Origin of the sequence: Paracoccus aerodenitrificans (genome assembly GCF_027913215.1) — a bacterium.
Taxonomy (GTDB): domain Bacteria; phylum Pseudomonadota; class Alphaproteobacteria; order Rhodobacterales; family Rhodobacteraceae; genus Paracoccus; species Paracoccus aerodenitrificans.
The window spans coordinates 1,883,637-1,904,216 of sequence record NZ_CP115784.1 but is presented as its reverse complement, the minus strand read 5'-3'; the positions used below and the strand labels follow the sequence as shown (position 1 = coordinate 1,904,216).

22 protein-coding genes and 1 tRNA gene are annotated in these 20,580 nt (G+C 62.1%); 13 read left to right on the top strand and 10 right to left on the bottom strand.

The annotated features are described in order from the left end of the window. Nucleotides 1-149 precede the first annotated feature (149 nt). From PAE61_RS10740 to glpK, 6 genes are all read left to right on the top strand, one after another. Nucleotides 150-878 carry a 50S ribosomal protein L21 gene (locus PAE61_RS10740; protein ID WP_271112386.1) on the top strand — a complete coding sequence of 243 codons (729 nt, stop codon included), beginning with the start codon at nucleotides 150-152 and terminating at the stop codon, nucleotides 876-878. A 4-nt stretch (nucleotides 879-882) separates the two neighbouring features. Next, entirely contained in the window at nucleotides 883-1,155 is a 273-nt protein-coding gene (gene rpmA, locus PAE61_RS10735) for a 50S ribosomal protein L27 (protein WP_271112385.1), read from the top strand. A 90-nt stretch (nucleotides 1,156-1,245) separates the two neighbouring features. Then, complete coding sequence (locus PAE61_RS10730) at nucleotides 1,246-1,806, top strand: GNAT family N-acetyltransferase (protein WP_271112384.1); 561 nt, start codon at nucleotides 1,246-1,248, stop codon at nucleotides 1,804-1,806. 209 nt (nucleotides 1,807-2,015) lie between these two features. Continuing rightward, nucleotides 2,016-2,909, top strand: a complete 894-nt coding sequence (locus PAE61_RS10725; protein ID WP_271115133.1) for an aldo/keto reductase — start codon at nucleotides 2,016-2,018, stop codon at nucleotides 2,907-2,909. Beyond that, nucleotides 2,906-3,397, top strand: coding sequence for a flavin reductase family protein (locus PAE61_RS10720; RefSeq protein ID WP_271112383.1), 492 nt, complete (start codon nucleotides 2,906-2,908; stop codon nucleotides 3,395-3,397). The genes PAE61_RS10725 and PAE61_RS10720 overlap by 4 nt, the downstream gene beginning before the upstream one ends. A gap of 85 nt (nucleotides 3,398-3,482) precedes the next feature. Beyond that, nucleotides 3,483-4,970 (top strand): glycerol kinase GlpK, encoded by a 1,488-nt coding sequence (glpK, locus tag PAE61_RS10715; protein ID WP_271112382.1) that lies wholly within the window; start codon nucleotides 3,483-3,485, stop codon nucleotides 4,968-4,970. Nucleotides 4,971-4,980: 10 nt separating this feature from the next. On the opposite strand, the gene PAE61_RS10710 is transcribed toward glpK, so the two are convergent. Genes PAE61_RS10710 through PAE61_RS10695 form a run of 4 tightly spaced genes read right to left on the bottom strand, consistent with a single transcriptional unit; the run spans nucleotide 4,981 to nucleotide 8,708 of the window. Continuing rightward, nucleotides 4,981-6,459 carry a carboxypeptidase M32 gene (locus tag PAE61_RS10710; RefSeq protein ID WP_271112381.1) on the bottom strand — a complete coding sequence of 493 codons (1,479 nt, stop codon included), beginning with the start codon at nucleotides 6,457-6,459 and terminating at the stop codon, nucleotides 4,981-4,983. Then, a complete protein-coding gene (gene ctaA / locus PAE61_RS10705) occupies nucleotides 6,456-7,604 on the bottom strand; it encodes a heme A synthase (protein WP_271112380.1) in 1,149 nt (382 codons plus the stop codon). The genes PAE61_RS10710 and ctaA overlap by 4 nt, the downstream gene beginning before the upstream one ends. 41 nt (nucleotides 7,605-7,645) lie before the next feature. After that, a complete protein-coding gene (locus tag PAE61_RS10700) occupies nucleotides 7,646-8,098 on the bottom strand; it encodes a hypothetical protein (RefSeq protein WP_271112379.1) in 453 nt (150 codons plus the stop codon). After that, nucleotides 8,091-8,708, bottom strand: a complete 618-nt coding sequence (locus PAE61_RS10695) for a DUF5671 domain-containing protein (RefSeq protein ID WP_271112378.1) — start codon at nucleotides 8,706-8,708, stop codon at nucleotides 8,091-8,093. The genes PAE61_RS10700 and PAE61_RS10695 overlap by 8 nt, the downstream gene beginning before the upstream one ends. A 148-nt stretch (nucleotides 8,709-8,856) precedes the next feature. Here PAE61_RS10695 and PAE61_RS10690 point away from each other — a divergent pair. Then, nucleotides 8,857-8,931: transfer RNA gene (locus PAE61_RS10690), tRNA-Gly, on the top strand. A gap of 108 nt (nucleotides 8,932-9,039) precedes the next feature. Here the strand turns inward: PAE61_RS10690 and PAE61_RS10685 are convergent. The 3 genes from PAE61_RS10685 to PAE61_RS10675 all read right to left on the bottom strand — a co-directional run bounded on the left by PAE61_RS10685 (nucleotide 9,040) and on the right by PAE61_RS10675 (nucleotide 11,721). Then, nucleotides 9,040-9,615: a VOC family protein gene (locus tag PAE61_RS10685; protein ID WP_271112377.1), complete on the bottom strand. Its 576-nt coding sequence runs from the start codon at nucleotides 9,613-9,615 to the stop codon at nucleotides 9,040-9,042. A 10-nt stretch (nucleotides 9,616-9,625) separates the two neighbouring features. Continuing rightward, nucleotides 9,626-10,423: a tryptophan synthase subunit alpha gene (gene trpA / locus PAE61_RS10680; RefSeq protein WP_271112376.1), complete on the bottom strand. Its 798-nt coding sequence runs from the start codon at nucleotides 10,421-10,423 to the stop codon at nucleotides 9,626-9,628. A gap of 158 nt (nucleotides 10,424-10,581) precedes the next feature. Then, complete coding sequence (locus tag PAE61_RS10675; RefSeq protein ID WP_271112375.1) at nucleotides 10,582-11,721, bottom strand: amidohydrolase; 1,140 nt, start codon at nucleotides 11,719-11,721, stop codon at nucleotides 10,582-10,584. A 44-nt stretch (nucleotides 11,722-11,765) separates the two neighbouring features. Between PAE61_RS10675 and PAE61_RS10670 the strand changes: the two genes are divergently transcribed. The 3 genes from PAE61_RS10670 to PAE61_RS10660 are packed head-to-tail and all read left to right on the top strand — an operon-like array spanning nucleotide 11,766 to nucleotide 13,677. Further along, nucleotides 11,766-12,335: a DUF4202 domain-containing protein gene (locus PAE61_RS10670; RefSeq protein WP_271112374.1), complete on the top strand. Its 570-nt coding sequence runs from the start codon at nucleotides 11,766-11,768 to the stop codon at nucleotides 12,333-12,335. A 42-nt stretch (nucleotides 12,336-12,377) separates the two neighbouring features. Then, nucleotides 12,378-13,334 carry a DnaJ C-terminal domain-containing protein gene (locus PAE61_RS10665; protein WP_271112373.1) on the top strand — a complete coding sequence of 319 codons (957 nt, stop codon included), beginning with the start codon at nucleotides 12,378-12,380 and terminating at the stop codon, nucleotides 13,332-13,334. Nucleotide 13,335: 1 nt separating this feature from the next. Further along, nucleotides 13,336-13,677 carry a hypothetical protein gene (locus PAE61_RS10660; protein WP_271112372.1) on the top strand — a complete coding sequence of 114 codons (342 nt, stop codon included), beginning with the start codon at nucleotides 13,336-13,338 and terminating at the stop codon, nucleotides 13,675-13,677. Here the strand turns inward: PAE61_RS10660 and smpB are convergent. Next, complete coding sequence (smpB, locus tag PAE61_RS10655) at nucleotides 13,671-14,144, bottom strand: SsrA-binding protein SmpB (protein WP_271115132.1); 474 nt, start codon at nucleotides 14,142-14,144, stop codon at nucleotides 13,671-13,673. The two genes, PAE61_RS10660 and smpB, sit on opposite strands and share 7 nt — an antisense overlap. Nucleotides 14,145-14,259: 115 nt before the next feature. Between smpB and PAE61_RS10650 the strand changes: the two genes are divergently transcribed. The 3 genes from PAE61_RS10650 to PAE61_RS10640 all read left to right on the top strand — a co-directional run bounded on the left by PAE61_RS10650 (nucleotide 14,260) and on the right by PAE61_RS10640 (nucleotide 18,011). Continuing rightward, nucleotides 14,260-15,906 (top strand): thiamine pyrophosphate-binding protein, encoded by a 1,647-nt coding sequence (locus tag PAE61_RS10650; protein WP_271112371.1) that lies wholly within the window; start codon nucleotides 14,260-14,262, stop codon nucleotides 15,904-15,906. Nucleotides 15,907-15,975: 69 nt separating this feature from the next. After that, on the top strand, nucleotides 15,976-16,827 hold the full coding sequence (gene sseA / locus PAE61_RS10645; protein WP_271112370.1) for a 3-mercaptopyruvate sulfurtransferase: 852 nt from the start codon (nucleotides 15,976-15,978) through the stop codon (nucleotides 16,825-16,827). Nucleotides 16,828-16,829: 2 nt separating this feature from the next. Then, nucleotides 16,830-18,011, top strand: coding sequence for an amino acid aminotransferase (locus PAE61_RS10640; RefSeq protein WP_271112369.1), 1,182 nt, complete (start codon nucleotides 16,830-16,832; stop codon nucleotides 18,009-18,011). Between the two features lie 85 nt (nucleotides 18,012-18,096). Here the strand turns inward: PAE61_RS10640 and PAE61_RS10635 are convergent, their stop codons facing one another. Both PAE61_RS10635 and PAE61_RS10630 read right to left on the bottom strand, forming a co-directional pair. Continuing rightward, nucleotides 18,097-18,429: a hypothetical protein gene (locus PAE61_RS10635; protein WP_271112368.1), complete on the bottom strand. Its 333-nt coding sequence runs from the start codon at nucleotides 18,427-18,429 to the stop codon at nucleotides 18,097-18,099. Beyond that, a complete protein-coding gene (locus PAE61_RS10630) occupies nucleotides 18,426-20,528 on the bottom strand; it encodes an OmpA family protein (protein ID WP_271112367.1) in 2,103 nt (700 codons plus the stop codon). The genes PAE61_RS10635 and PAE61_RS10630 overlap by 4 nt, the downstream gene beginning before the upstream one ends. Nucleotides 20,529-20,580: the final 52 nt, after the last annotated feature.

Here is a 20,580-nt window from a genome sequence, read left to right as displayed (position 1 = left end):
GACCGGCCAGGCTGATGCTCTTTGGCCGGTACGTTATTTTTCAACCATCACCCGGCAGGCGGGTGCGCTGTCCGAAGGCGGGGATTTGCCCCGGAACACCAGCAGATGCTGGGGGCCGCAGGATGCGGGATACGAAGGAAGACAAAGCGATGTTCGCAGTTCTCAAGACGGGCGGCAAACAATACCGCGTTCAGGCGGGTGATGTGCTGCGCGTTGAAAAACTGGCAGCCAATGCCGGTGACACCGTGCAGTTCAACGAAGTTCTGATGGTCGGCTCGACTGTTGGGTCGCCGCTGGTGGAAGGTGCCGCCGTTCAGGCCGAGGTAATCGACCAGATCAAGGCTGACAAGGTGATCACCTATGTCAAGCGCCGCCGCAAGCACAGCTCTCAGCGGACTCGTGGTCATCGCCAGCAACTGACCCTGCTGCGCGTCACCGATGTTCTGGAAAAAGGCGGTGATAAATCCGGCGTCAAGGAAGCCATCGGTGCCCGCACCGCAGGCGCGTCCTATGTCGCGGAAGAAAAGCCCGCAGCGAAAAAAGCCGCGAAGCCCGCCAAGAATGACGCCAAGAACGATGGCGCGAAGAAGGCAGATGCCGCTGCTGATGAGGCTCCGAAAACCGTCGGCACCCGCCCGTCCAACCTTCTGACCGCGGCCCGCGATGGCGGCCCGGACGATCTGAAGGAAATCTCGGGTGTTGGTCCGAAACTGGAAGAACTGCTGCACGAAAACGGCGTTTACCATTTCGACCAGATTGCCGAGTGGAAGAAGGCAGAGATCGAGTACATGGACGATCAACTGGCCTTCCACGGTCGGATTGAGCGCGACGAATGGATCAAGCAGGCCAAGGAACTGGCCAAAGGCAAGAAGGACTGAAACCATGGCACATAAAAAAGCAGGCGGTTCGTCCCGGAACGGCCGCGACTCAGCCGGTCGCCGCCTTGGCGTCAAGCTGTATGGCGGTCAAAGCGCCATCGCAGGAAACATCATTGTGCGTCAGCGCGGCACCAAGTGGTGGCCGGGCGTCAATGTCGGCATGGGCCGTGATCACACGATTTTTGCCCTTACCGATGGCGAAGTGACCTTTAAAAAGGGTCTCAAAGGTCGCACTTATATTAATGTTATGCCTGCCAACGCAGAGGCTGCAGAATAAGCCGATAAAAACCCGGCATCATACAGGGGGATCGGCACAGCCGGTCCCCCTTTTGTTTTTGGGCGGGTTCTGCCCGACGGAGGAGAATTTATGAACGCACTCGTTGAGGCCGCGACAGAACTGATCAGGGAACAGCCGGTGATTGCCAGTGAACGGCTGGTCCTGCGCCCGCTGCGGCGCTCGGATGTCGGGCTGATCACGCATTACACCTCTGATCGCCGTGTCGCCGAGGGGACACGCGCCATTCCTCATCCGCTCCCTCCGGGTGCTGCCGAAACCTTTGTTGCGCGTGCGATGGAGCCCGGGCGTTCTGAGGATGTCTGGGCCATTGACGGTTCGGCCAGAGGGTTGGGCGAGGTGTTGGGCGTGGTCTCGCTGACCAGAATGGAGGACGATCAGTCAGAGCTCGGCTTCTGGGTCGGTGCCGGTTTCTGGAATACCGGCTTCGCCAGTGAGGCCGTCGCGGCGCTGATCGAAGAAAACCCGCATGATTCGCGGACCCTGTTCGCCGAGGTGTTTCAGGATAATCCCGGCTCGGCGCGGGTGTTGACCAATAGCGGTTTCGCCTATCTCGGTGATGCCGAAAGCTGGTCGGTGGCCCGCAACGGGCGCGTACCGACATGGACCTATCTGCGCCGGATGGGTCGCTGATCCGCATTTTCCCGTTTTTTTGTCGCCGGGGCATGTGTCCCGGCCAATATGCCCGATCATTGCGGGCATATTACGGACTCCGCAGCACGGCAGCGATTGCACCCGCCCGTTGAATATGGTGACCTTCTGCGGATAGCAGAGGGTCTGGCAGGAAAGCGGCGATGGCGTCCTCTGGCAGCGCGAAGTATTGAAAGGGCCTTTCGATGAAGATGAACCGCATCGAGATCGCCGGAGGTGTCGAGATCAGCCGTATCGCCTATGGGATGTGGCGCATCGCGGACGACACGGATACCGGCCCGGCACATGTTCAGGCGAAGATCGAGGCGTGTTTGCAGCAGGGGATTACGACCCTCGATCAGGCGGATATTTACGGGAATTACACAGCGGAAGCGATTTTGGGAGAGGCGCTGAAAGCGTCTCCGGGCCTGCGTGACCGGGTCGAGATCGTCACGAAATGCGGCATTGTTGCGCCCACCGGGCGTCACTCGGGCGCGCGGGTGAAACATTACGATACCTCGGCTGCGCATATTGCCGCCGCCGCAGAGGCAAGCCTGCGCGATCTGAAAACCGACCGGATCGACCTGTTGCTGATCCACCGGCCCGATCCGATGATGGATCCGATGGAAACCGGCAGGGGGCTTGACGATCTTGTCGATGCGGGCAAGGTCCGTGCCGTCGGTGTGTCGAATTTCCGCCCCTATGACGTCGAATTGCTGCAATCGGCGATGGCTCATCCGCTTTGCACCAACCAGATCGAACTGTCCCTTGCCGCGACCGAGCCGTTCACCAATGGCGATATGGCCTTTATTCAGCGCGAGGGAATCCTGCCGATGGCATGGTCGCCGCTTGCCGGCGGTGCTCTGTTTGCCGGCGTGCGTCCGGCACTGATCGAGGCGCTGAGGGATATGGCCGAGGCGAAGGAATGCGATCTGGCGGCGCTGGCGATTGCCTGGCTGCTTGCGCATCCGGCCGAGATCGTGCCGGTTATGGGGACGAATACGCTGTCGCGGATTGCGTCCCTGTCCGACGCGCTGACGGTCGAACTCAGCCGTGAGGACTGGTTCATCCTGTATACGGCGGCGATCGGTCATGAGGTCGCATGACGGAATTCACCCCCGATCATCATCACGCCCGGGAGTTCCGGGACGCATTGGGCAATTTCGCAACCGGCGTGACCGTGGTGACGATCAGCGCAGAAGATGGGCCTCAGGGCGTCACGGCGAATAGTTTTGCATCTTTGTCGCTTGCGCCGCCTCTGGTGCTGTGGTCACCGGGGAAGTTCTCGCGTCGGCATGATATATTCGCCCGCGCCCCGCATTTCAGCATTCACGTTCTGGGGGCCGATCAGAAATATCTGGCGGATCGGTTTACCCGCGGCGGCGCTCAGTTCGAGGGGCTGGCGCATGATCGCTCACCCGAGAATGTGCCGATCATACCGGGCGTTCTGACGCGCTTCGATTGCGCACAGGAAGATTTGCATGATGCCGGGGATCATACTCTGGTCATTGGCCGTGTCCTGCGGGTCGAGGCGGGGCAAGGGAAACCGCTGGTCTTCGCGCAGGGCCTCTGGGGCGGTCACGATCCCGGCTGACAGTTCTGGCTGACACTCCCAACTGACAAGGCGGCTTGACGCCGGGACCGGGCCGCGCAACCAACATAGTAGGGAGGAGCGCAGCATGACCATTCTTGCCATCGATCAGGGGACCACCTCATCCCGGGCGATTGTATTTTCCGACGAATTGCAGGTGCAGGCCACGGCGCAGCAGGAATTCAGGCAGCATTTCCCGCGCTCGGGTTGGGTTGAGCATGATCCCGACGATATCTGGACGACAACCGCCGCGACTGCGCGTGGGGCGCTCGAAAAGGCGGATGCGCCCCGGATCGATGCGATCGGGATCACCAATCAGCGTGAGACCGTGCTGATCTGGGATCGAGGCACGGGCAAGCCGATTCACCGGGCGATTGTCTGGCAGGACCGCCGGACAGCGGATATTTGTGCCAGGATGAAAGCCGAGGGGCATGAGGATGCGGTGACCGATATCACCGGGCTGCTGCTGGACCCTTATTTCAGTGCAACGAAGATCGGCTGGATACTGGATCAGGTCGAGGGTGCGCGGGAAAAGGCTGAACGGGGTGAGCTGGCTTTCGGGACGGTTGATACATACCTGATCTGGAAGCTGACCGGCGGCAAAAGCCATGTGACCGATGCGACCAATGCGGCGCGGACAATGCTTTACGATATCAGGCGCGGCGCATGGTCCGAGGATATGTGCAGGCTGTTCGATGTGCCCGAGGCTCTGCTGCCCGAGGTGAAGGACAATGCCGCGGAATTCGGCATGACCCGCGCCGATTTGTTCGGGCGCGAGGTGCCGATTCTGGGCGTGGCGGGCGATCAGCAGGCAGCGACGGTGGGGCAGGCCTGTTTTCAGCCCGGGATGATGAAGTCGACCTATGGCACGGGGTGCTTTGCGCTGCTGAATACGGGCGGGGATGCTGTCCGGTCGGACAACCGTCTGCTGACGACGATTGCCTATCAGTTGGAGGGAAAGCCGTTTTATGCGCTTGAGGGGTCGATTTTCATTGCCGGTGCGGTGGTCCAGTGGCTGCGCGACGGGCTGAAGATCATCGGCGATGCCGCCGAGACAGCGCCGCTTTCCGAAAAGGCGGATGACGGACAGGATGTCATCATGGTGCCGGCCTTTACCGGGTTGGGGGCGCCCTATTGGAACCCGAATGCGCGGGGGGCTGTCTTTGGGCTGACCCGAAATACCGGCCCCGCCGAATTTGCCCGTGCGGCTTTGCGATCGGTCGGGTTTCAGACCCGGGATCTGTTGCAGGCGATGCGGGCGGACTGGCCGGATGCGGGCGATGCCGTGCTGCGTGTCGATGGCGGCATGACTGCAAGTGAACCGGCCATGCAGTTCCTGTCCGATATTCTCGGCGCGGCGGTGGATCGTCCAGAAAACCCGGAAACCACCGCTCAGGGAGCCGCATGGCTGGCCGGTTTCAAGGCCGGTATCTGTCCCGGCCCCGAGGAATATGCCCGGTCATGGCGGCTCGACCGTCGTTTCGAGCCGCAGATGGCCAAGGCAGACCGTGAGCGGCATTATCGCGCGTGGCAGGGTGCCGTGGATGCGGTGCTGTCCATGACGCAGGAGGAATGATGCAACGCGATCACAGCGCGTAGATCGCGCCGAATTTCTCTTCCAGATAATCCAGCAGCGGATCGGCAGAAATCTGAGCCCCGCAGGCGTTTTCGATCAGTTCGACAGGCGGAGTCAGGCTGCCATGCCGGTGGATATTCTCGCGCAGCCATTCGACGGCTGGTGTGGCATCGCCCTCGGTCAGCGATTCGTCCAGATCGGGAAGATCCTCGCGCATGGCTTCGTTCAGGCAGCCTGCATAGACATTGCCAAGCGCATAGGTCGGGAAATACCCGAACAGCCCGACCGCCCAGTGGACATCCTGAAGGACACCATTCGAGGGCTTGTCGACGGCTACTCCGAAATCCTTCAGAAAGCGTGTATTCCACGCCTCTTCCAGATCGGTCACGTCAAGCTTTCCGGCGATTAGATCACGCTCCAGATCGAAGCGCATCATGATGTGCAGATTATACTGCACCTCATCCGATTCGGTGCGGATATAGCCCGGTGCGACCCGGTTGACGCTGGCATAGAATGCCTGAGGGTCGCTGATATTCATGGCGTCAAACGCATCCGACATGCGGTGGAACAGCCATTCGGTGAAAGCCCGGGACCGGCCGATCTGGTTCTCGCTGATCCGGGATTGCGATTCGTGCACTCCCAGAGAGACGCCGCGGCCAAGCGCGGTAAAGGCGTAATCGCTGTCGATGCCGAGTTCGTAATTCGAATGCCCGACTTCGTGGATCGTGGAATAGAGGCAGTTGAACGGGTCCGCCGTGACCACCCGCGTCGTGATGCGGCTGTCCTGCCAACGACCCGAGCTGAACGGATGAACCGCAAGATCCATACGCCCGCGTGTCCAGTCATAGCCGAACGCGGTCGCGCATTGCCGTGCCAGCCGAAGCTGGGTTTCGGCGGGGAACTGGCCGGTCAGTTGCGCGGGCTGGCGCTCCGCGCCAAGAAGATCCTCGCGAAGCTGCACAAGACGGGGCCGCATGGCGGCGAAGATGCCTGAAATCGTCTCGGCTGTGGCGTCGGGTTCGTAATCGTCCAGAAGCGCGTCATAGGCATCGCCGCCATCGGCAAGCGCGTCGGCCTCTTCGCGCTTGAGCATCAGGATCTCGGCAAGGGTCGGCAGGAAGGCCGCGACATCGTCATTCGACCGCGCCTCTGCCCAGATCCCCTGTGACAGCGAGGTCAGCCGGGCCAGTTCTGTCGCCAGCCGTGCCGGAATGCGTGTCTGTCGCTGAAAATCGCGGGCGATCAGCTTCAGCATGCGGGCGTCTTCGTCATCCTCGATTTCCGCCTCGGCACCGTCCAGCCATTCGCCGATGCGCGGATCGGTGCGGCGTTCATGCAGCACGGCTTCCATCGCGGCCATTTCCTCGGCCCGCTGCTCGGTTGCGCCGCGCGGCATCACCGTTTCCTGATCCCAGCCGAGCCGTTCGGCGACGGATGAGAGCGCCTCGGTGGTGCGCTGAAATTCCATGAGGGCGTCGAAATCGCTCATTTCCGGGGTCCTCTGACAGAGGTTTCATGGGGATAGCGGGCGTGATGGCGGGCGCGGATGATCAGGACGAACAGGGCCACCGCGCCAAGCTGGTGGATCAGGGCCAGACCAAGCGGCGAGGCGTGGATGACATTCATGATCCCCAGAAGGATCTGAACCGCCAGTGCCACCAGCATCACCGTGAACGCGCCGCGCGTGATGCTGTGCGGAGAGCGGCGGGCCCGCAGCCAGACCACCACCGCGAAGATCGTCAGAAGATAGCCGGTCATGCGGTGGATGAACTGAACGAGAGCGGGATTCTCAAAGAAATTCCGCCAGCCGAGCGTGCCATCCCAGATCGCTGCGGGGATCCACTCGCCGCCCATGCGCGGCCAGCCGGTATACTGCCTTCCTGCGTCGATCCCGGCCACCAATGCGCCGATCAGGATTTGCAGAAAGGCGAAATGCATCAGCCCGGTGGACATTGAAAACAGCTTCGGCTCCGCCGCACGTCGGGCGCGCAGCAACTCTGCCTCGCTGCGGGACAGGTTCAGCGCATACCAGGCGATCAGGCCGAGTATCGCGAAAGCAAGCCCCAAATGCACAGCCAGACGATAGCTGGCGACCGAGGTCAGCGTGTTTGTGGCGACGCCGGAATAGACCATCCACCAGCCGATCGCGCCTTGAAGCCCGCCCAGAACCCCAAGCGCCAGAAGGCGCGGCGTCCATCCGGTCGGGATGCGTTTCGTGGCAAGGAAGAACAGGAATCCCGCGGCCCAGACAAGTCCGACCAGACGTCCGAGGAATCGATGCGACCACTCCCACCAATAGATGCGCTTGAACCCGGCCAGATCCATATCCGGGTTTTCCTGCGTATATTGCGGGATCTGCTGATAGGCCTCGAATTCCGACTGCCAGCTTGCGGCATCCATCGGCGGCAGGGTTCCCGTCACCGGCTTCCATTCGACAATGGACAGGCCCGATCCGGTCAGACGCGTCGCGCCGCCAAGGGCGATCATTGCCGCGACCAGAACGAACAGCACGATCAGCCACAGCCGGATCGCGCGGCGTGCGCCTTTCGGGGCCGCGTCTATCATTCCTCCGGCCGGAGGGGCTGTGCGCGGGGTTTCTTCGGTGACGTCCTGAAAAACTGGGCGTTTGGCCATAAGCAGGGCTCCTGTCGCCTGGCGGGAATATTGGCAACGGCTTACCGCGTGCGGGCAGGGGCGTCCAGCATGTCGCGGCCAAGCGTGACCTCATCGTGCAGTCTCATGGGCAGACAGCCTGCCTCGCTGTCGAAATCCGGCACTCCGAACGCATGTTGACGCGCGACAATATCCGGGCGCTCGAATGTGGCGCAAAGACGGAAGTTGCGGTCGCCCGTGATCTCATAGCGATAGGGCGCATCGGTGAACGGATCGCGCGGCGTCAGGGGCCCGGGACAATTTACCGTGACAGAGGGCGCGTCGGGCAGAGCGCCTTCATCCTGTGCAAGACAAAGGATGTTTTCGGAAAGCTGCGTCAAATTCTGGACCCGGATCCGGTCGCGATATTCCTGTCTGGCCTGACCCGGGCCGCCGCTCAGGATCAGCCCGGCGATCACCAGAACTGCGGCAAGGGCGGCGATCAGCCCGGCCGAGATATTGCGCGTGTCAGTCATGAAGTTCGGCCCGGTAATATCCGAAGATCAACGCGGCCATCAGCGCCACCAATGCGGCCTTGGCGAAAAACCGCGCCGTGATTTCTCCGTTCAGCAGCGCATAGATAACATACACCAGATCGCCCAGAAGGGTCAGCGCCGTAATCAGCAGGATCAGCGATGCAAGCCATCGCCTGACCGATGAAGGGCTGCGCCCCGGATTTTGGTGATCGCCGCGCAGAACCTGACGATGCAGGAACAGAAAAACCGGAGTAAACCCGATCAGCGCCGCCATCGAGAAGCCCATATCCGGCACGGCGTTGCCATAAGGATCGGCGGGCAGAGGCAGCAAGATATCCGCGATATCGAAACCGAGAGCGCAGATATGAAAGGCCAGAATCGCAAGCGTGATGAAAAGCAGCCCGAAGAAAAGCGCCTCGCGGGCAGATTCCTGGGGACGGGGACGCGGGACAGGCGGCATGGTTCCGGCATCCATCCAGGCCGATAAAGCCCGCTCTGAATCGGTCTCGGACCAGCCTGCCCGGATAAGCGTATGACGGATGTCGTCGCGGCTCTGCCCTGCAAGAAGGGCCTGCCGCACAAAATCAGAAAGACGTTCGGTCGTTTGCATGAAACCCCCTGCACGGATCAGCGCAGAGCGGGCCGGTTTCGGCAAGAAGGATTTTTTCGTCCTCTTGCCGATTTTATGCTTGCACCCCCGGACGGCCTGACCTAAATCACGCTGCACCGGCGGCAGAGACCACCGGCCAGAAACGGATGCGGGCGTAGCTCAGGGGTAGAGCATAACCTTGCCAAGGTTAGGGTCGTGAGTTCGAATCTCATCGCCCGCTCCAGTTTCTAGAAATATCAGAAAATTCATATGGTTTTGGTGATTGGACGGCGCTTTCAGGGCCAATGCCATAATTCAACGGCATTGCTTTGCCATTTTCCGGGTCCACGGATCAGAGGGTGATTTTCCCATGCGGGGTCGAGATATGCGCCACCAGGGCCGCATCCCCCTGTGCAACGCTGATCCGGGGATCTTTCATATTCAGCTTCGGCGGCTGAGGATGTGTCAGGTTCAGCCCCAACAGGCGGAACCCGTGATCCGGCATCCGATCTGCGGGATGTGCGCTGCCCTGCCAGTCGATCATCAGAGGGGCCAACCCGTCGCACTCTGAAACGCCACTGTCAGGAATGGTGATTCGCCAGCGAAGCAAACCACGCGCGGCATCCATGATTTTGCTGCCCTTTGCCGTGTTCAGCCGCTCTGTCCGGCAAACCCATGAGACAAGACGCGGAGCGCCGCTGAACCCGTCCAGCCCGAACCAGCGGGGAAATGACGGGGCAGGGGCGTCGGGGTCGATGGCGATCAACTCGATATATTCTCCCGGACCCATCCGCCAGAGACGGTTATATGTGCCCATGAAATCATGCCTGCCGCCTGGCTCGGGGGCTGTGCGCAGCAGGGCGGTCAGGAATTCCTCACCTTCGGCCAGTGTCTCGGCGGCGATGACGATATGATCGAATTCGGGCATAGCGATTCACTCAGCCCCGATGCGCCCCATCCGCCAGAGTTTTGACGAATTTCAGGACGTCATCAACGGATTCTCCGGCCCCGATCTTCTTGACGATCGCACTGCCCACCACGCATCCATCGGCAACCGAGGCGATGGATTGAGCAGCCTCGGGGGTTGAGATGCCGAAGCCGACCACGACCGGCAGTCCGGCAGCCTGCGAGATACGGGCGACCTCGGGCGCGACATCCTCTGCGCGTGCCGCCGCGCCGCCGGTCGTCCCTGTGACGGCCACGTAATAGACGAAACCCGACGTATTCGCGAGAACCGCAGGAAGTCGTTTCTCATCCGTCGTCGGCGTCGCCAGCCGGATGAAATTCAGCCCGGCCTGCTGAGCGGGGATGCATAATTCGGCATCTTCCTCGGGCGGGAGATCCACCACGATCAGCCCGTCGATTCCGGCATCCACCGCGTCTTTCAGGAACTGCTCGACGCCGCCCGGCCGTGCATAGATCGGGTTGTAATACCCCATCAGCACGATCGGCGTGTCATCATCCGTCTTGCGGAAATTCCGGGCCATCTCCAGCGTCGCGCTGACACTGCCGCCTGCGTCGAGGGAGCGATGCGCGGCAGCCTCGATAACCGGACCATCGGCCATCGGGTCGGTAAAGGGCACCCCAAGCTCGATGATATCCACCCCGGCAGCGGGCAGGCCGGCCAGAATCTGCGCCGAACTGTCCGGGTCGGGATCGCCTGCCATGACATAGGCAACGAAAGCCTTGCGGTTCCCGGCGTTCAGCCGGGCGAATTTTGCGTCGATACGGCTCATTCATATCCCTCCATGTCGCGCATCCGGTTAGCCTGCCCTTGCCGAAGGATCAATGCGGGGATTGGCAGAGCAGGCGCAATCCTCTGGCACGGATGCCATTCAGGCTGACCGGAAGGCTGCGATGATATGCGATCTGTAACTGCCGGCCCTGAAGGCGCTCAGCTGGTAAGGTCCCTTGCCACGCGGTGCAGCAGCAGAACCGAAGATGCGATCAGGTCGTCGGGGTAGTCATAATTTCCGGCATGAAGCGGCGGGTGATCCTCGCCGCATCCCAACAGGATCATCGCGGTTTTCGCGCGACCGCCGAAACGCCCGAAATCCTCGGAGGCGCGCATCGGCAGGCCCTGATCCGAAAGGATGAACCCCTCATCCTCTGCCGCGCGGGCGAAAATGGCGGTAGCCTCGGGGTGGTTCGATGAGGCGGCGAAGTCGTCATGCCATTCGAATGCGACCCCAAGCCCCTGCGTTTCTGCGGCATCCTGGACAATCCCGGTCGCGGTATCGCGCAGCGACGCCATGCCCTCATCAGTGCATGTGCGCAGCGTCACCCAGATTTCGGCATTGCCGGGGGTGATGCCGAAAGCGGGTTCTCCCATCGAGATATGGGTGATCGTGACCAGCCGGAAATCCTCTTGCGCCTGTGTACCCCGCGATAATCCGGTCAGCGCGGGAAGGATCGCCGCGATGGCGGGGGCGGGGGTGCGGGCTTTCTCTGGCTCCGAGGCATGTGACGTCGCCCCGGTCAGCCGCGCCTTCATCCCGACCGAGGCGCAATTCATCGTTCCCGGCGCGATCAGCGCATGGTTTCGCGCGAGACCGGGATAATTGTGAATGGCAAAGCCGTAATCGAACGCAGGCAGTCCGGGATCGGCCAGCATCGCCGCCGAACCTGCGCCGGTTTCCTCGGCGGGCTGGAACAGCAGCCAGACCGTGCCGCGTGCCGGGCGCTTCCGAGAGATCAGCCGCGCGAGACCGGCAAGCCCGGTCATATGCCCCTCGTGGCCGCAAAGATGCGCGACCCCCTCGGTCAGAGAGCGATGCGCCGGTCCCTCGGCTTCCAGAATGGGCAGCGCGTCAAGCTCGGCGCGGAACATCACCGATGGCCCCAGCGCGTTGCCGCGAAACGCCGCCACGACGCCGGTTCCGCCAATGCCGGTACGGATTTCATCCGCCCCCAGATCCTGCATCAGCGCAGCGATACGGGCGGCGGTTTGATGTTCCTGTCCCGACAGCTCGGGCCGCCGGTGCAACTCGCGGCGGAAATCGGTCAGTTCGGCAATATCTGCATTGGTCAGCATGAATCGGTCATGACATGGGCCGCGCGGGACGGCAAGATAAGCCTATGACACAGAGACTCGACCAAGCTTTCGCCCGGATCGACGAAGCCAACGCCGCCGATCCCAATATGGAAAACGGACAGCCCGCCGAATTGCTGTACGGGCAGCGCATGACCGAAGAGCAGCGCAGCCTGTATCCCGACGCCTCGGAGCCGCTTCAGATCGCCTGCCGGGGCCAGCATATCGAACGCTGGACCCTGCCGCGCAGCGATTTTCCCGATGACCGTAAGGGGTATCTGAACTGGCGCACCGAACAGGGCCGCCGCCACGCCGCGCGGGTTGCCGGGATCATGGCGGAGGCCGGGTATACGCAAGATCAGATCGGGCGTGCCGAAAAAATGCTCCAGAAGCAGGGAATAAAGCGCGACGATGAAGTGCAGGCCCTTGAAGATGTCGCCGTGTTTACCTTCATGCGTCACTATATGGCGCCGTTCTCTGAAACACAGACGCCCGAGGAGATGGACCGGATCGTCCGCCTGACAGCTCGCAAGATGTCCGCAGGGGCACGGGCGCGGGCGCTTGCGGAGTTCCCGATACCCGAACCTCTGGCTGCGTATTTCCGGGATGAACCCTGAGCGGCGCGGGCGCGTTGGTGTCAGGTTGAAGAGAGCATGAAGATGGATGATCCCTATAAGGCGCTTGGTGTCGCGAAAACCGCCAGTCAGGATGAAATCAAGAAAGCGTATCGCAGGATCGCGAAGACGGATCATCCGGATCTGAATCCCGCGCCCGAAGCTGCCGAGCGGTTCAAGGCTGCTGCTGCGGCCTATGATCTTCTGAAGGACCCCGAACAGCGTGCGCGGTTCGATGCCGGAGAGATCGACGCCTCGGGTCAGGAACGTCCGCAGCAACAGCAATATTACCGCGATTTCGCGGAACGCGGCGAAAGCCCCTATCGGCAATATTCCAGTGCCGGTTACGGCGATTTCTCGGATGTGTTCGAGGATCTGTTCGGGGCCAGAGCCGGTGCGCGTGGCGCTCAGGGTGATTTCGGCGGGGCGCGACCGGATTTCGACGGATTCCGCAGATCCGGTTCCGGCCGTGGCTTCGACATGCGCGGGCAGGATGTCCGCTATGATCTGGATGTCGATTTCATGACCGCCGCCAAAGGCGGAACCACGCGGATCACGCTGCCGGATGGCAATACACTTGACGTGAAAATCCCCGAAGGCGCCTCGGATGGGCAGACGATCCGGCTGCGCGGCAAGGGAGGAGAGGGTTACGGCAGCGGTGGCCGAGGCGATGCCTATCTGACATTGCATCTGACGGATCACCCCGATTGGGTGCGCGATGGCAATGATGTTACGATCACCCTGCCGATCTCGATCGATGAGGCGGTTCTGGGCGGAAAGGTTCAGGTGCCGACGCTTGACGGCGCCGTGTCGATGACCCTGCCGAAAGGCGCCAGAACCGGGCAACGGTTGCGACTGAAGGGCAAGGGGATCAAGGGCGGCGATCAATATGTAGACCTGAAAATCGTGATGCCGCCGCAGGTCGATGACGATCTGGCCGCATTCATGGAGACATGGCGCAAGGACCACGCTTATGACCCGCGCAAGGGAATGGAAGGCTGAGATGACCCGCTATACCGCTGACGAACTGATCGCCGCCATCGAGGACCTCACCGCCCCGCGTCTGGCCCATTATATCGAGTTGCGCATGATCCAGCCGGTCCTGTCCGATGGCGGCGAGCGTTATCGCGAGGTTGACCGGGCGCGGGTCCAGCTTCTGTGCAACCTGACCGAGGATTACGGGCTGGAGGGCGAGGCGCTGTCGCTGATGATGTCGGTTCTCGATGAAATGCACGGCCTGCGCGGCGAGATGCAGGCGCTGATGGCGGCTCTGGCCGAGGAGCCCGACGAGACACGGCAGCGCATCACCCTGCATGTCCGCCGGGTGCGGGGACGGGATCAGTAATTCTGCTTCAGCAGGCGCTGTTTCTGGCGGTTCCAGTCGCGCTTGGCCGAGGTTTCGCGCTTATCGGCGACCTTCTTGCCCTTGGCGACGCCGATCTTTAGCTTCACCAGCCCGCGATGATTGAAATACATCACCAGAGGCACAAGCGTCATGCCCTCGCGCCCGACTGCTGCCCAAAGCCGCGCCAGTTCCTTGCGCGAGACAAGCAACTTGCGGTGGCGACGCTCTTCATGGCCGAACACGCCTGCCTGTGCGTATTTCGCGATGTAAGAGTTGATCAGCCACAGCTCTCCATCCTCGATACTGGCATATGATTCCGCGATATTGGACTGGCCCGAGCGCAGCGATTTCACCTCGGATCCGGTCAGCACGATGCCAACCTCCAGATCGCTTTCGATTGAATAATCGAAGCGTGCGCGGCGGTTCTCGGCGATGATTTTGTAATTTGGGTCTGATGTCGTTGCCATGATCGGGAACAGATAGGGTTCGTGCCGTGCGAAGTAAAGCCTGCGCAGTGGCCGGATATTGCCGGGGCGGATATGACGGGCTAGCCTCGGCGGAAGAACAAGCAGGGGGGCAGCCATGCGACATGGGGGACAGATACTGGTCGATGCGCTGAAGGCGAACCGGGTCGGTCATGTGTTCTCGGTGCCGGGCGAAAGCTTTCTTGCTGTGCTGGACGGGCTGCACGAGTCGGGCATCCGCAATATCGTCTGCCGTCAGGAAGGCGGCGCGGCGATGATGGCGGAGGCGGCGGGGAAGCTAACGGGGCGTCCGGGCGTGGCGATTGTGACACGCGGTCCCGGAGCCACCAATGCCAGTGCCGGGGTCCATGTCGCGAGGCAGGATTCGACGCCGATGATCCTGCTGGTCGGGCAGATCACGCGGACGGACCGGGACCGCGAGGCGTTTCAGGAACTCGATTACCGGCAGGTCTTTGGCGGGCTGGCGAAATGGGCCGCAGAGATCGACGATACGGCGCGTATCCCCGAATATATGGCGCGGGCTTTCCACGTCGCCATGTCCGGCAGGCCCGGCCCGGTGGTGCTGGCCTTGCCCGAGGATATGCTGACGGAAACCGCGAATGTCGCCGATCTGCCGCCTGTCGCGCCGGTCATGCAGGCACCCTCAGAGGCCGCCGTCAGGGCGGTTGCCGACGCTTTGGCCGCCGCCTCGCATCCGCTGATCGTGGCGGGCGGCTCGGTCTGGTCCGGGGCCGCTTCCGATGCGCTTGCCTGCTTTGCCGCGACCTGGGATGTTCCGGTCGCTGTGCCGTTCCGTCGGCAGGATCGCATCGACAACCGGTTGCCGCATTATGTGGGCGATCTGGGCGTGGGCATGAATCCGAAACTTGGCGAGGCGTTGCAGCGGGCCGATCTGGTCGTCTCGCTTGGCTCGCGGCTTGGCGACACGCTGACCAATGGGTTTTCGCTGATGAGCCCGGCAGGGCAGGGGCGGCGCATCGTGATGGTTCATCCCGACCCGGACGAAACCGGCCATCTCTGGCGTGGCGATCCCTCGATTGCCGCCGATCCGGGTCAGATGGTTCAGGCGCTTGCCGCCGTGCCGGCCTCGCGCCAGTTCGGCGCATGGCGGCGGGAATTGCGCAAGCAGTATGAGGATTGGCAGAAACCGCACCCGACTCCGGGCAATGTGCGGATGGAAGAGGTGATTTGCTGGCTGTCGGAGAACCTGCCAGAGGACGCCATCCTGACCAATGGCGCAGGGAATTACGCTTCTTTCCTGCACCGATATTTCCGCTTCAAGCATCCGCATACGCAGCTTGCGCCGACATCCGGCAGCATGGGCTATGGCCTGCCTGCCGCGATTGCGGCGAAGATTTTGCAGCCGGAGAGGCCGGTGATCTGTCTGGCCGGGGATGGCTGTCTTCAGATGAGCATCACCGAATTATCCACCGCCGCACAGCACGGGGCGAATATCATCGTGATCGTGGCGAATAATGGCCAATACGGGACGATCCGGATGCATCAGGAAAGGCATTATCCGGGCCGTGTCTCTGGCACGTCGCTGTTCAGCCCCGATTTCGCCGCAATCGCCTGGGCCTATGGCGGACATGGCGAAACCGTCAGTGACGGCGCGGATTTTCCCGCCGCCTTCGCCCGCGCCCGCGATGCCGGGACGCTTTCGGTCATAGAGCTGAAGCTGGACCCCGAGGCGCTGACCAGTTCGGCCACCCTCTCGCAGATCCGTGACTCGGCGCGGCGCTGATCTATTGCGTTGCCCTGCGCAGAGCGCATTGTTACACAGAATCCGCACCGGCCAAGGCGGGAGAGTGGCGTGACCGACGATCTCAATACACTGGTATCGACCGCATGGCTTGCGGCGCATCTGAATGATCCCGATCTGCATGTGCTGGACGCAAGCTGGCACATGCCTGCCGAGGATCGCGATGCGCAGGCAGAGTTCCGGGCGCGGCATATCCCCGGTGCGCAATTTTTCGATATCGACCGGATTTGCGACCCGGATTCGGATCTGCCACATATGGCGGCCTCCGAAAACCTGTTCCTTGCCGAAGTGAAGGCGCTTGGCATCGGCGATGGTGATAAGGTGATCGTCTATGACAACGCCGCAACGCACAGCGCCGCGCGGGTCTGGTGGAATTTTCGCCTGATGGGCAAAAGCAGGGTGGCCGTGCTGGATGGTGGGCTGGCGAAATGGCTGGCCGAAGACCGTCCTGTCGAGGCAGGGATCGGTGCAGTCACAGAGCGGCCCCTGACCGCACGGCGCGATTGCCGTCAGGTCGTGGATGCGGCGCAGATGCGTGAGGCCTCGGAAAGCGGCAGCCATGAAATCATCGACGCCCGCTCTGCCGAGCGGTTTCAGGGCAAGGCGCCCGAGCCTCGGAAGGGGTTGGCAAGCGGCCATATTCCCGGCTCGCGCAACCTGCCTTTCGGACAGCTTTATAACGGGGATGGCACGATGAAGCGGGTTGACGATCTTCGCGCCGCCTTCGATCGTGCGGGCGTCGATCTGAGCCGCCCTGTGATCACAAGCTGCGGCTCGGGTATCTCGGCCGCTTCCCTGTCGCTGGCTCTGGAGATATTGGGCCATCGCAACCATGCGCTGTATGACGGGTCCTGGACCGAATGGGGCGCACTTCCTAACGCAAAAATCGCAACCGGAGATTGATAATGCTGGGTAATCTGAAACCGCAGGCTCCCGATAAGATCCTGTCCCTCATGGCCGAGTACAAGGCCGACACCCGGCAGGGGAAAGTCGATCTTGGGGTCGGGGTCTATAAGGACCCTGAAGGCGTGACGCCGATCATGCGGGCCGTGAAAAAGGCCGAGCAACGTATTCTCGAAACCCAGAATACCAAGGCCTATACCGGGCTTGCGGGGACGCAGGAATATCGCGATGCAATGGCCGGGCTGGTGCTGGAAAATGCGCCCGCCGACCGTCTGGCCTCGGTTGCGACCGTTGGCGGGACAGGCGCGGTGCGGCAGGGACTTGAGCTTGTGCGGATGGCAAATCCCGATGCGGTGGTTCATGTCTCGGACCCGACATGGCCCAACCATCTGTCGATCCTGAAATTCATGGGGCAGGCATTTGTCGAGTATCCCTATTTTGACAATGCGACGCGCGGCGTGGATTTCGATGCGATGCTGGCGGCTATCGGCAAGGCAAAAAAAGGCGATGTCGTTCTGCTGCATGGCTGCTGCCACAACCCCACCGGGGCCAATCCCGATGCCGGGCAATGGGACGACATAGCTGCCTCGCTTGAAAAGACCGGCGCGGTGCCGCTGATCGATCTGGCCTATCAGGGCTTCGGAGACGGGCTGGACGCCGATGCCGCCGCAACGCGGATGCTGGCGTCGCGCCTGCCGGAAGTGCTCATCGCAGCGTCCTGCTCGAAGAATTTCGGCGTTTACCGTGAGCGGACCGGCATTCTGATGGCGCTTGGCGAAGGTTCTGAGGCGCGGGATCTGACGCAGGGCGCGATGGCCTATCTGAACCGCCAGAATTACAGCTTCCCGCCCGATCACGGGGCGCGGATCGTCAGCACGATCCTTGACGATGCCGAGCTGAGGCAAGACTGGAAAACCGAGCTGGAAGAGATGCGCCGCACCATGCTGGATCTGCGCAAACAGCTTGCCGAAGAGCTTCGCAATCTTGGCGGCAACGATAATTTCGACTTTATCGAGCATCACCGGGGCATGTTCTCGCGTCTCGGCGCGACGGCTGAGCAGGTCGCGAAGATGAAAGAGGATTCCGGGATCTACATGGTCGGGGATTCGCGGCTGAATATTGCCGGGCTGAACAATGACAGCGTGCCGGTACTGGCTCGGGCAATCGTCGAAGCCGGGGTCTGACGGTCTGCGGCGGCTTCAAACGGAGCCGTAAAAAGGAAAACGGGCGCAGTTTCGGTTGCGCCCGTTTTTCATTGCCCCGGCTGCTTCAGCCCGGTGAGGCGATATTGCGCTCGATATAGGCGCGAAGTTCCTCGATCTCCTGTCGCGCTTCGTTCAGTGCTTCACGCGATGAGGCCAACTCGCTGGAGGTGAAGGCCAGACGTTCATGCAGCGTCGCCTCTTGCCGGCTGCTGTCCCTGATGGCCTGATCCCGGGCGCTTTCGGCTTCGTGCAGGTCTTCCAGAAGCTTGCGGTGGTTTTCCAGTTCGGGATGGCCCGGTCTGGTCACTCTGCTGATCAGCCAGCTTCCGAACCAGCCAAGGATGAACGCCGCGAAAAGCATCAGGGCTGCGGCCAGAATGAACTCGTCCCGTGTCATGCGTCGCTATCCTCGGCTTCTGGGTGGGCGTCCTCGGGCCGGTCAGGCGGCCGGGGCGTTTCAGGCGTGGCCTCCAGCACCTCGGCAGGAGGCTCGATCTTCGGAGGCGCGGACAAAGCGTCCTCATCGAACGGTCCCTCGGGAATGGCGATTGCCGCGTCGGTCGTCCCGTCGGGCATGGCAACCGGATCGGGGGGGCTGGCGGCCAGAAGCGCGGCGGTCGCTGCCTCGGCTGTCGGAGTGGTTCCGGTGATGGCCGGGCTTATATCGAGGGGCGGCGAGACCGGCTGCGGTGAGAGCAGCGTCAGTTCGATACGGCGATTCGCCTCTCTGCCTTCCTCGGTGTCATTCTCGGCGATGGGACGGGTTTCGCCGTAACCCTGCGCGGTCATATTGCCGACCGGCAGATCCGCCTCCTGCAAGGCGGTCAGAATTGCTTCTGCGCGGTCGATGGAAAGCCGCATATTCGAGTCATCGCCGCCTTGCGCGTCGGTATGACCGGCGATCTCGATCAGGTAATCGCTGCAATCATTCATGATCGGTCGGAACTGGTCGATCACCGGGCTGATATCGCCCGCAATACGTGACCCGCCCGGCTCGAACCCGATTTGCGATTGCAGCATGACCGTATTCATCCGGTCCACACATTCGACCCCATCGGGCAAGGCAAGCTCGGGGTCGCGCATCCGGTCATAGGCAATGGCAACCGAGTAATCCGAACCCGCGCCAAGACGTGTCGCGAGGGCGAGCACGGCCTTTTCCGTCGCCAGCCTGTCTCCGCTGATGCCGTCTATGCTGATCACGTCCGGGGTTATCTCGACTTGCCCGATATCAATAGATCCGGTGGCATCCAGCCCGGCCATGACCCGAAGCGCCCATCCTTCGGGCAGAGCCGGGTTCAGGACCAGTTCGCCCTCGATCGGGCCAAGCTGTGCACGGGCCAGAGACAGCACGGTCTGGCGCATCGTGTCGTCGGGCACCACGCCTGCAAGTGCGGCAGGGCCTTCGCCATCCATGCTGACGGTGAAATGCGGGGGCCCGCCATCCGGGGTGCGCTCGGCGCGTCCGACGGCGACGGAAAAGCCCTGAGGCAGGGCTGCGCTCAGCCGTTCGGTTTCGGCGGTCAGATCGTCTTCGCTGATTTGCCAGGGCAGGGTGATGCGGATCGTTTCATCCGTCAGATCGGCAGTGCCACCCCCGGCGCGGGCGATGCTGTCCATCGCCAGAATAGCCGCCTCGGTCCAGCCTGCGGGTGCGCCGATCCCGATGGCGCAGTCGGGCGATCCGGTCACTCCGGCCGAGGCTGCGGCGGTCAGGATCGCCTCTCGGTCGGTTTCGTTCGCGGCAGAGCAATTTTCCAGCACCGCGCCTTCGTCATTGCGGGTGATGCGCAGGGTGAAGGGGGCGATAACGGGCAAGGGTGAGATGATATTCGCGGACAGGGCAACGCTGTCGCTTGCGGCATCGGTCAGCATGGCCTCGATCCGGGCCTTGTCTGCCTCGGAAACGGCGTTTGCGGTCACGCTGACCGCGCCCGGCGTGACCGAGATCGTCCCCTGCCGGATGATATCCGCCGCTGTCACCGCAAAGTCGAGTGCCTGCTGCCAGCCATCCGGTGGAGGAAAGGCGGCGGTGCTTGTCAGATCGGTGATGTCACCCGTGGCCGAGGCGATATCCGCCGCCAGATCCTCGCGGTCAGTGCGTGCAGGAACCAGCCCGATCATCGAGAACTGATCGCCCTGACGCATCACTTCCAGCTTGAAATCGGGCGGCTCCAGCAATTCGCGTTCCGCCACCGTCATTTCGTCAATGATCCGGCGGCTGTCGATCAGCCCGTTTGCTGCACTCAATGCCCTGAACCGCGCGACCTCATCGGGAGCGGTGCCGTCAAGCCGCACCATCAGCCCATCCGTCCGCACACTGGCCCAGTCGAGATCTTCCAGCGCCAGAGCGTTGCGGATATCGGCCCCGGTCCGGGTCTCGACCCGGTCGGCGATACGGATCGCGGCTTCCCAACTGCCCGCAGCCGCAACGCCAAGCGAAAGCAGCGTCAGGACCACATAGCTTGTGCCGCGGCGTGGTGTTCTGTTCTGTTGCATGTCCGGCTGATCGTCCATCCTTCCGGGTTATTCAGCCCCGCGCGTCATGTAA

Excerpts from the sequence above, each read along its gene's own strand:
- PAE61_RS10720 (WP_271112383.1), top strand. The coding sequence starts at position 2,906 with ATGACGGAATTCACCCCCGATCATCATCACGCCCGGGAGTTCCGGGAC.
- rpmA (WP_271112385.1), top strand. The coding sequence starts at position 883 with ATGGCACATAAAAAAGCAGGCGGTTCGTCCCGGAACGGCCGCGACTCA.
- PAE61_RS10640 (WP_271112369.1), top strand. The coding sequence starts at position 16,830 with ATGCTGGGTAATCTGAAACCGCAGGCTCCCGATAAGATCCTGTCCCTC.
- glpK (WP_271112382.1), top strand. The coding sequence starts at position 3,483 with ATGACCATTCTTGCCATCGATCAGGGGACCACCTCATCCCGGGCGATT.
- smpB (WP_271115132.1), bottom strand. The coding sequence starts at position 14,144 with ATGGCAACGACATCAGACCCAAATTACAAAATCATCGCCGAGAACCGC.
- PAE61_RS10650 (WP_271112371.1), top strand. The coding sequence starts at position 14,260 with ATGCGACATGGGGGACAGATACTGGTCGATGCGCTGAAGGCGAACCGG.
- PAE61_RS10630 (WP_271112367.1), bottom strand. The coding sequence starts at position 20,528 with ATGCAACAGAACAGAACACCACGCCGCGGCACAAGCTATGTGGTCCTG.
- ctaA (WP_271112380.1), bottom strand. The coding sequence starts at position 7,604 with ATGGCCAAACGCCCAGTTTTTCAGGACGTCACCGAAGAAACCCCGCGC.
- PAE61_RS10675 (WP_271112375.1), bottom strand. The coding sequence starts at position 11,721 with ATGCTGACCAATGCAGATATTGCCGAACTGACCGATTTCCGCCGCGAG.
- PAE61_RS10725 (WP_271115133.1), top strand. The coding sequence starts at position 2,016 with ATGAACCGCATCGAGATCGCCGGAGGTGTCGAGATCAGCCGTATCGCC.
- PAE61_RS10700 (WP_271112379.1), bottom strand. The coding sequence starts at position 8,098 with ATGACTGACACGCGCAATATCTCGGCCGGGCTGATCGCCGCCCTTGCC.
- PAE61_RS10685 (WP_271112377.1), bottom strand. The coding sequence starts at position 9,615 with ATGCCCGAATTCGATCATATCGTCATCGCCGCCGAGACACTGGCCGAA.
- PAE61_RS10665 (WP_271112373.1), top strand. The coding sequence starts at position 12,378 with ATGGATGATCCCTATAAGGCGCTTGGTGTCGCGAAAACCGCCAGTCAG.
- PAE61_RS10740 (WP_271112386.1), top strand. The coding sequence starts at position 150 with ATGTTCGCAGTTCTCAAGACGGGCGGCAAACAATACCGCGTTCAGGCG.
- trpA (WP_271112376.1), bottom strand. The coding sequence starts at position 10,423 with ATGAGCCGTATCGACGCAAAATTCGCCCGGCTGAACGCCGGGAACCGC.
- PAE61_RS10635 (WP_271112368.1), bottom strand. The coding sequence starts at position 18,429 with ATGACACGGGACGAGTTCATTCTGGCCGCAGCCCTGATGCTTTTCGCG.
- PAE61_RS10710 (WP_271112381.1), bottom strand. The coding sequence starts at position 6,459 with ATGAGCGATTTCGACGCCCTCATGGAATTTCAGCGCACCACCGAGGCG.
- PAE61_RS10670 (WP_271112374.1), top strand. The coding sequence starts at position 11,766 with ATGACACAGAGACTCGACCAAGCTTTCGCCCGGATCGACGAAGCCAAC.
- PAE61_RS10730 (WP_271112384.1), top strand. The coding sequence starts at position 1,246 with ATGAACGCACTCGTTGAGGCCGCGACAGAACTGATCAGGGAACAGCCG.
- PAE61_RS10695 (WP_271112378.1), bottom strand. The coding sequence starts at position 8,708 with ATGCAAACGACCGAACGTCTTTCTGATTTTGTGCGGCAGGCCCTTCTT.
- PAE61_RS10660 (WP_271112372.1), top strand. The coding sequence starts at position 13,336 with ATGACCCGCTATACCGCTGACGAACTGATCGCCGCCATCGAGGACCTC.